Genomic DNA, 9,122 nt, shown 5'->3' with positions numbered 1-9,122 from the left:
ACCTCTGACTCAGGTCACTAGCGCCGGGAGGGTCCCAGCCTCGGCGGCAAGTACATCCTTGCTTGTGCGGGGCTGTTCCTACCTGGAGGACGTCGAACGGCTCGCGACGATGCCCGCTCTGGAGACCGCGCGATCAAAACCCTGAGCGGCGTGCGGGGCCTCTTCACCGGCCTTGCGCACGGCGACCTTGCGCACCCGGATGCCGTCAGTCGGCCGGCTCCGCGCCCACGCGCGCGGCGATGCCTTGAGAATCCGTGGAAGGTCTCCCTCTCTCGTCCGTGGAACCCTTTTCGACAGCTGGGTCCTCTGTCGGAGTGACAGGCCCGGGCGGAGGGCCGGCGAGGAGCGGAACGGATGCGCAATGGCAGAGACGAGGAGTTCACGGCGTTCATGGAGGCGCGCTACCGCTCGGTACTGCGGACAGCCAGGCTGCTGACGGGCGCGGGGCCACAGGCCGAGGACCTCGCCCAGGAGACCCTGATGCGGACCTATCGTGCATGGCATCGCATCGGGCGGACGGAAGCCGCAGAGGCATACGCCCGCACCACGATGGTCCGGCTGCTCATCAAGGATCGCCGACGGAAGTGGCATGCCGAGGTCCCGGCCGAGCAGCTGCCGGATGTTGCTCATCCGGGCCACGAGGACGCGACGGCGACCGGCATGGCGGTACGCAAGGTGTTACAGACACTTCCGCCGACTCAACGCGCGGTGCTCGTGCTGCGCTACTTCCATCAGCTCAGCGAGGAAGAGATCGCCAGGGTACTGAGCTGCTCACGCGGCACGGTGAAGAGCAGGGCGGCCCGTGCGCTGGCTGCCCTACGGGAGGGGGGCGTGCTCGAAGCCGTCTCATACGACTACGAAGGGGTCTCCGACCGTGACTGACCAGCGTCACCGAGAGGAAGAACAGGTGCACCGACTGCTCAGTGCCGCCGCGGAACTACCGGGCAGCGTGCCGATGTTGCCCGGTGCTGAATTCACCGCCCGCGCTCGCCGAGCCCATGCGCGCCGGAGGCTCGGAGCCCTGGGAGCCGCCTCTGTGGTCCTGGCGACAGCGGCAGGTGCCCTCTCCACGTTCATGGATGCGCCAGACGCAGACCAGGAGGAACGTATTCCTGCGGCCTCGGCGCACTGCCTGCGAACCACCGTGGAGAACCTCCAGGACGGCCAACGGGCGGGCTTCCAGGTCGTGTACGGACAATTGAGAGAAGGTGCCGTAGACGTGGACGACGGCACGACCCAGGGTTCGGCCTTCCGCTTCGACATCGACGGCGCCCTCACGGCCGGCGGGGGCGTCCCCTCCTCCGGTCCTGCCCTCACCTGGTATCCGGCCTCTGAGGCGCAGCTACCTCCACCGGGCCGCTACGTGCTGCTGCTCGCAGAGTTGGGAGGGCCCGCGAAAGACGGTGAGCGTCTCTTCGAGTTCAGACCCGATGACGTGCTGCCCTTGAACGGCGACGGCAGTGTGAGGCTCATGTGTGAGGACGGCCGGGCAGGCAGCGTGGAGAAGGAACGTCTGCGCGCAGCATTGACGCGCTGACCTGGACGGCCCAGTACCCCCGACAAGCCCCCCCGGCGCGAACACGGCTGCTGTACGGTGAGGCCGTTTACCGGTCGGCCGACGGGGGGCTTCCAGGGATTTGCACATCACGCGGTCGATGAGCGAGAGCTCATTACGCCCCTCACTGGAGGGCGGCTGACGGAGCGTTGTCTGTGATGCGGCGTGCTCAATCCGTGAGGAAGGCACCTTCGCGGCAGGCGCGGCAGATGAAGACGTAGCCCAGCTGGCCGCCGAGGTTCATCGCGACCTGCGCGGAGATCCCTTCCTCCAGATGCGCCGCGAATTCCATCGTGCCGGCACAGGAGGGGCATGTGGGCAGTCGGTCGTCCTCAAGATAGGAGGGGCTGCCTCCGAGCGACCCGAGCACTTCGCGCTGCTTCCCGAATCGTTCTTCGGGCTCCCGCTTCCATCCCGAGCGGGCAAGGTCGTACGCGTCAGGGGCGAGTTCGTCTTGTGCATCGTCCATTTCGGGATCGAGCGTCACGACCTCGGCGCGGATCGCCGAGGTGGCGGGCAGCAGCGTCACTCCCGTCTCCGGCACAGCCACCGGCTGCAGATCCGCCCGGGGGAACAGGCAGACCCGGTTCGCCCCGGAAGTCGCGTCCCAGAATTCACACGCACCGGGGTCGTTCTGGCACACGAACACCGACAGGACGCCGTCCTCGACGGGGAGATGGGCGAAGAACTGCAGCGGTCCTCCACAGCAAGAGCCGCACATGGGCCAGGTGAATCCCGCCGGAGCCAGCGGCACGCCCCCGGTACGCGCGACGTCGGAGTCAGCCGGCGCGGCGCCGTCGTAGATCATCAGAGTGGTCTGCATGGCGCCAGGCTACGGGTGGCCGCTGACATGACCGGCCCCGCCATCGGCAGCCGTCGCCGACGGCGCTTCCAGCAGGCGCACCGATCACTCCCGCTACTGCGGGGGAGACGCTGAAGATCGTCGGATTTCGGGCAGGAAGCGATCACAGCGGCGTGGTTCGCAGCGCACGTCTTCTTCGCGTATCTGCTCAGATCGGTCAACGGCGCACCCGATAGCGCAGGTGAAGCACCCGGTCGCCCTGAATCACCCCGTCCGGATCCTCCAACAGGTGCTGCGCGTGGACCGACCCGAAGTAGCGCTTGCCGGACCCGAACACGACGGGTACGACGTCCATGCGCACCTCGTCGACCAGGCCCGCGGCAAGCATCTGGCCACCGACGTCGCCGGCGGCGACCTCGACCGTGCGGTCACCCGCAAGCTCCTGCGCCGTGGCCATGGCTGCCTCGACGCCGTTGACGAAGTGGAAGGGTGCCCCGGGGTCCCAGCCCGCGGGCTCCGGCCGGTGCGTCACGACGACCACGTGGTCGATCCCGCCCGGCGGCTTCCCGTCCCAGCCGTCCGTCAGGTCGAAGACGTGGCGGCCGACGATCGTGACTCCGATCCGGTCCCAGTACGGCCGGGTGTAGTCGTAGGAGGCCTGCGACACCTTCAGCTCGCCGCTCTCGTCCAACGGGACGTCACCGCTGGACAACCAGTCGAACAGCGGTCCGGGCTGGTCATTCTCGTCCGCGACGAAGCCGTCCACCGACACCGAGCTGTACATGACCACCTTGCCCACAGGGCTCTCCTTCTGCTTGGGGATGCCCCAAATTAGCCTGTTGTGGTCTTTCGCTCCTGTAAAGAAACCAATCGGCCGGCAGCGGCCAGCTGTCCGGCGCCTGGCCGAGTCGACGCCGAGGCGAGCGGATCTCTCCAGGGGGCGGATGGAGGTGCGGCGGGAGCGGACGAGCAGCGATCGGGATCGAGGTGCCGTCCTAGGCGTCGTGTGTCAGAGCGATGTGCCGAGTAGGTGCAGGGTCCAGCCGTCGCAGGTCGCGGTGATCACGACGGGGGCTCCATCGCGGTAAATCCGGCATTTGCTGCCGTAGTTGCGAACGCGTTTCCGCGATCGAGCATCCGCCCGAATGCGGTTTTGCTGTGTGGACTTGAGAGGAGAGGATTGTCAGTGCCCGGCGCCAGCATGACTACCTGAGTCATGCCCCAGATCCTCCGTCACGGGCAGGCACTCGGCGAGCAGGTCGACGACGTCGCGCCAGGCTCGCCGTGCGTGCTGTGGGTGGTAGCCGACGCCGGGGACCACGGGGTGGGCGACCGGCGGGTGGTGGAAGGCGTGCAAGGCGCCGCCGTAGACCGCGAGGCGCCAGTCGACACCCGCGGCCTGCATCTCAGCGGTGAACGCGTTCCGTTGCGCGGGCGGCATGATCGGGTCTTCCGACCCGACCCCGGCCCACACCGGGCAGCGAATGCGCGCCGATTCGCCCGGTCGGCCCGTGGTCGTTGCGTTGACTGTCCCGATCGCGCGCAGGTTGACGCCATCGCGACCGAGTTCCAGCGCGATGGCGCCCCCGGTGCCGTAGCCGATGGCGGCGATCCGGTCGGGGTCGGTCCGCGGTTCGGCGCGCAACACGTCGAGCGCCGCGTGGCCGATGCCTCGCATCCGTTCGGGGTCGGCGAGCAGCGGCATGCAACGGGCCAGCATCTCCTCGGGCTCGCCCAAGTAGCGCCCGCCGTGAAGGTCGAAGGCCAGCGTTACGTATCCCAGCTCGGCGAGAGCATCGGCCCTGCGGCGCTCGACGTCGCTGAGGCCCATGCCCTCTGGTCCGAGCAGCACCGCGGGCCGGCGCTCGGCACCCGCCGGGAGCGCGAGGTGCCCGATCATCGTCAAACCGTCGGCCGGATACTCGACCGTACGCGTCGTAATCCCTGTCATGAGTCTGGACTGTAGTGATCGTCGAGCCCGGTCCGGCCGGTGTTCTGCCGCTGGCAGAACAGCCCGAGTATCCACCTGAAATGTGGCGAGGGCTGACGAGAACCAAGGAGTCGTCCACTACTCTCGCGGCGTACTGCCGCACCGTGGGTACGCCACCGTCCACGATGACCGTGCGGCACCCGGAGCGTGGCCCGCAGGGGGCAGCTTCTGATCCGCGGGCCGTAGGGGCGCACCGGATGCGCCTCACCGGCTTCGGGTGGCAGGTCCTGTCCGGCTCGCCCGCTTGCTGGTCTGCTCGGCGATCTTCAGCGCGGCGCCGAGGGGAGATGATCACCGGTCATCGAGCAAGGACCCCAACTGCTGCTATTCGTCTTGTCGTTCGCGCTCGAAGACGCGAGCCAGTAGCCTGAGTGAACGAGTCCGTGAGACATGGGGGTGGCGAGTGCAGGCGCCTGCGACGGTCGTGCAGCTCGCTCTGCTCGTCCTTCTGGTGCTGCCCGGGATCACCTATCAGTTCGTCCGGGAACGCCGCCGTGGGCCGGTGCCCGGTGAGCGTGATCTGGGCGAGCGGGTGCTGCGGGCGATCGTCGCCTCGATCGCGCTGGACGCCCTGTACGCCGTGGTGGCGGGGCCGGCGCTGGTTCGCCTCGCTCGAGGCACCGGCGGCGCCTGGGACGGCTTCGTGGAGCGGCCCCGAGTGGTCGGCTTCGTCGCCGTGGTGCTGTTCCTCGTCGTGCCGGCCGTGGCGGCGGCCACGGTTTCCCACGTGGATCGGCAGCGGCGCAAGGCTTTGTTCCTGCGCACGCCCAGCGCCTGGGACCACGCGTTCCGCGACCGCGAACCGTGCTTCGTGCGCGTGCGGCTCAAGGACGGCAACTGGGCGGGCGGCTGGTACGGCGACCGGTCGTACGCCTCCTCGTACCCCCACCCGGCCGAGCTGTACCTGGAATCGGCGCGCCTGATGGGTGCCGACGGGTCGTTCGGCGCGCGCGTGCACGGGACGGCGGGTCTGCGACTGCGGGCAGAAGACTTCGACGTGCTGGAGTTCGTCGAACCCGGAGAACCGGCGGCCGTGCCGGGGGAGGAGCGATGATGGCGCACGAACCCGAGCTCTCGCCCGAGGAGGCGGCGCTGCTTCAGGAGGCCACGGAACGCGGCTACACCCCGAAACGCACGGTCACCGAACCCGACGAGGCACCCGGCGGCCCGGCCGGCACCTCGAACGGCAACGAGGACTGACGCGTGGGTGGCGGGCCCGCCGACGACCTGGCCGAGCGGTTCTGGGAGGCGTTCCACGTGGCCCGGCACAGCGCGGACCCCGCGTCGGTCGAGAAGGCGATCGACCTCGGCCGTGCCCTGCTGGCAGCCGAGGACGTGGCCGAGCGCCACTCGGTCCTGTCGAATCTCGGAGGCCTGCTGCAGACCCGCCACCACCAGACCGGCGACTTCGCGTTCCTGCAGGAAGCCGTCCGGGCAGTCACGGAGGCCTACCTCCTGGCGTACGGAAGCCCGGAGGACTCGGCGAGCTACGCCAACAACCTCGGCATGCTGCTGCACACCGCGTTCCAGCAGAACCAGGACCAGGGAACCCTGGCCGACGCGCTGGACTGGAGCCGGACGGCCGTCGACGAGGAACCGTCCACCTCGAAGGCCTTCTACCTGGGTAACCTCGTTGTCGCGCTGCGGACAGCGTTCACCGTGACGGAAGACCCCGCCCCCCTGGCGGAAGCCGTCGAACACGCGCGGGCCGCCGTCGCATGCTCCCCCGACGACGTGTCCACCGCCAGGAGTCTGCACTTCCTCGCCGTCGTCCTGCGCGACTGGTTCCAGGAGACCGGGGAGACCGGTGTCGTGGAGGAAGCCGTCGACGCCGCCCGGCGAGCTGTGGAGCTCACGCCGGCCGGGTCGTCCGACGTGCTCGACCGGTTGAAGAACCTCGCGTACCTTCTCGACGACCGCTACCGGGCTCGCGGAGCGCGGGACGATCTGGCCGAACTGCTTCGGGTCCGGCAGACGCTCATGGCCCACACGCCGGTCACCGATCCACGGCACTCGCAGAACCTCACCGAGCTGACGGCCACGGAACGAGACTGGGCCGCGCTTACCGGCGAGCGCCCGAAACCGAACCGTGGCTGGGAACGCGCCGACACCGAAGCCGAAATGTGCGGCCGGTACGCCGCCGAGTTCAAGCAGACCCGGGACCCGGCGCTGCTCGCCCGGGCGATCGAGCGCGGGCGTTCGGCGGCGGCGGCGACCCCCGTCGGTCACCCCCGACGGGGCGTGCGGCTGGACCATTTCGCCACGGCGCTGGCCACCCGGGGTGAGGAGTTCGGGGACCACGCCGCGCTCGCGGAGGCCGTCAGCATCGAGTGGGAAGCGGTCGCGTGCACGCCGGCGGGCGATCCGCTGCGGGTCCAGTTCATGGGCAACCTCGTCGTCAACCTGAACTCGTTGTTCTACGCGACCGGAGACCTGGCCCACCTCATGGACGCGATCGACGTCGCCCGCCGTGCCGCTGAAGCCACGGCCGGGCAGGGCGACCACCCGCGTTCGCTCGGGATCCTCGCCGTCGTGCTGCACAACCGGTTCCGGGTGACCGGCGAGCTGCAGGTGCTGTCGGAGGCGGTGGACCGCGCGCGGGAGTCCGTCCGCCTCGGCGCGAGCCTGGTCGCCGCGCAGGCCCAGCGGCTTTCCAACCTTGGCGCCATGCTGTCCGACTGGTTCACCAGGACGGGCGAGGCGAGCGTGCTCGACGAGGCGATCGCCGCGCACCGCGCCGCCGCGGACGTGACGGCGGACGACGACCCGGGCCGGGCCGTGCGGCTCGCCAATCTCGGCGGAATTCTGGGGATGGCGTACGAGAGGTTCGGCGACCGGAACGCGTTGCGGGAGGCGATCGCCGCGCGTCGCGCCTCCGTGGCCGCGACTCCGCAGGACAGCCCCCACTGGCCCAGGTACACCGCCAGCCTGGCCGCCGCGCTCGGCGACTGGTGCACGAACCCCGCCGCAGCCGCCGACGCGCGACAGGAGCCGCTGGATCCACAACTCCTCGCCGAGGCGGTCGACCTGGCCCGGAGTGCGGCGCGGAGGCCCGAGCGGGACGCGTATTCCCGGGCGGGTCTGCTGAGCAGCGTCGCCAACGTCCTGGCGCTCGGCTACCGGCACCTCGGCGACGGCGACGCGCTGACCGAGGCGCTCGACTGCTACCGGGAGGCCGCGGCGTCTGCCGGATCGCCGGCGGAGAGCCGGGCGGAAGCGGCGGACCGGTGGGGCGATCTGGCCGCCGAGATTGGGCAGTTCGACGTTGCTGCCGAGGGGTACGGCGCCGCGGTCCGGCTGCTGCCCCGGCTCGCCGGGCGCCGCCTGGACCGCGAGGACGCCCAGTACTGGCTCGGCCGGTTCGCCGGGGTCGCCGCCGACGCGGCCGCGTGCGCGCTGGCCGTCGGTGACGAGGTCAGCGCGGTGACCCTGCTCGAATCCGGACGCTGTGTTCTCGCCGCCCAGGCACTCGACAGCCGCGGCGATCTCTCCGACCTGCGCGAGCGGGCGCCCGAGCTGGCCGAACGCTTCCGGACGCTCACCGCCGAGTTCGAAACCGACACCACGAGCGACCGCGTGGCCCTCGCCGACGAGCTCGACGCGGTGACCGACCGGATCCGCGCGTTGCCCGGGATGGAGCGGTTCCTACGGCCCCCGCTGCTCACCGACCTCACCGCGCAGGCGCACGAGGGCCCGATCGTGTACGTCAACGTCAGCCGGCACCGGTGTGACGCGCTGATCATCACTCCGGACGGGGTCCGGTCACGCGCGCTGGACCGGCTGAGCGAAGAGACCGTGAGCCACCGCGTACGCGCTCTGCACACCGCGTTCACGGAGGGGCGGCTGGCCGCAGAGCAGGCGATCCATGACACGCTCGAGTGGCTGTGGGACACCGTCGTGGGCCCTGTGCTCGGCGAACTGGGACTGACGGCGGAACCGGCGGCGGATGGTCCGTGGCCGAGGATCTGGTGGGCCCCGGTCGGGCCGCTCAGCCTGCTCCCCCTGCACGCGGCGGGCCACCACCGCGACGGCGGACCTGTGCTCCTCGACCGCGTCGTCTCCTCGACGACGCCGACGATCCGCGCTCTGGGCCACGCCCGCGCGGGCCGCCGCGGCGACCGCAACGAGCCGCGGCTGCTGGTGGTCGCGATGCCACACACTCCGGACGCCCCGGACCTGCCGGGCGCACAGGCCGAAGCCGACCACCTGGCCGCTCTCGTACCCGCCGCCACGGTCCTGGTCGGCGCGGACGCGACGCGTGACGCCGTCCTCGACGCCTTGCCGGCCAGCGGTTGGGCGCACTTCGCCTGCCACGGCTACAGCGACCCGGACAACCCTTCGGACAGCCATCTCGCGCTGCACGACCACGACCGCGCGCCGTTTCGGGTGCTCGACCTTTCCCGGCTGCGCCTGCGGAACGCGGAGTTCGCGTTTCTGTCGGCCTGCGACACGGCCCGCACCACCGCGCGCCTGTCCGACGAGGCGCTCCACCCGTTGGCGGCATTTCAGATAGCCGGGTTCTCCCAGGTGGTCGGCACGCTCTGGCGCGTCGACGACGTCGTGGCACCAGCCTTCAGCCAGCAGATCTACGGCGAGTTGCTCGCGGATCGATCCGGCGCGTTGTGTGCCTCGGCGGCGCTCCATCGCACCGTCAGGCAGCTCAGGACGAAGTATCCGAACCTGCCGTCGGTGTGGGCCGCACACGTCCACGCGGGCGCCTGACGACGCGCACCCGTCGTATGGACGTTGGAGGTTCATCGCAGCCGACTCGGCCA

Annotated in this window: 8 protein-coding genes; 5 read left to right on the top strand and 3 right to left on the bottom strand. The window is 70.2% G+C overall.

What is annotated here, in order from left to right; genetic code table 11:
• Window positions 1-354 precede the first annotated feature (354 nt).
• Window positions 355-882, top strand: coding sequence for a SigE family RNA polymerase sigma factor (locus AOK00_RS04180; protein WP_055598945.1), 528 nt, complete (start codon window positions 355-357; stop codon window positions 880-882).
• Window positions 875-1,537, top strand: coding sequence for a hypothetical protein (locus AOK00_RS04175; protein ID WP_159041683.1), 663 nt, complete (start codon window positions 875-877; stop codon window positions 1,535-1,537). Before AOK00_RS04180 ends, AOK00_RS04175 begins: the two co-directional genes overlap by 8 nt.
• Before the next feature lie 187 nt (window positions 1,538-1,724).
• On the opposite strand, the gene AOK00_RS04170 is transcribed toward AOK00_RS04175, so the two are convergent.
• The 3 genes from AOK00_RS04170 to AOK00_RS04160 form a co-directional block, all read right to left on the bottom strand.
• Window positions 1,725-2,378: a hypothetical protein gene (locus AOK00_RS04170; RefSeq protein WP_055598943.1), complete on the bottom strand. Its 654-nt coding sequence runs from the start codon at window positions 2,376-2,378 to the stop codon at window positions 1,725-1,727.
• Window positions 2,379-2,574: 196 nt separating this feature from the next.
• Window positions 2,575-3,156 (bottom strand): dihydrofolate reductase family protein, encoded by a 582-nt coding sequence (locus tag AOK00_RS04165; protein ID WP_055598942.1) that lies wholly within the window; start codon window positions 3,154-3,156, stop codon window positions 2,575-2,577.
• Window positions 3,157-3,540: 384 nt separating this feature from the next.
• Window positions 3,541-4,308: a dienelactone hydrolase family protein gene (locus AOK00_RS04160; protein WP_055598941.1), complete on the bottom strand. Its 768-nt coding sequence runs from the start codon at window positions 4,306-4,308 to the stop codon at window positions 3,541-3,543.
• A 463-nt stretch (window positions 4,309-4,771) separates the two neighbouring features.
• On the opposite strand from AOK00_RS04160, the gene AOK00_RS04155 reads away from it, so the two are divergent.
• The 3 genes from AOK00_RS04155 to AOK00_RS04150 are packed head-to-tail and all read left to right on the top strand — an operon-like array spanning window position 4,772 to window position 9,069.
• Entirely contained in the window at window positions 4,772-5,401 is a 630-nt protein-coding gene (locus AOK00_RS04155) for a DUF6338 family protein (RefSeq protein WP_254047230.1), read from the top strand.
• Window positions 5,401-5,547 carry a hypothetical protein gene (locus tag AOK00_RS39375; protein WP_173861500.1) on the top strand — a complete coding sequence of 49 codons (147 nt, stop codon included), beginning with the start codon at window positions 5,401-5,403 and terminating at the stop codon, window positions 5,545-5,547. Before AOK00_RS04155 ends, AOK00_RS39375 begins: the two co-directional genes overlap by 1 nt.
• A gap of 3 nt (window positions 5,548-5,550) precedes the next feature.
• Complete coding sequence (locus AOK00_RS04150; RefSeq protein WP_055598939.1) at window positions 5,551-9,069, top strand: CHAT domain-containing protein; 3,519 nt, start codon at window positions 5,551-5,553, stop codon at window positions 9,067-9,069.
• Window positions 9,070-9,122: the final 53 nt, after the last annotated feature.

Source organism: Streptomyces aureus (assembly GCF_001418135.1).
In the GTDB taxonomy this organism is placed as follows: Bacteria; Actinomycetota; Actinomycetes; order Streptomycetales; family Streptomycetaceae; genus Streptomyces; species Streptomyces aureus_A.
Note: the sequence above shows the minus strand (reverse complement) of the source record. Positions and strands in the feature narration are given on the sequence as shown.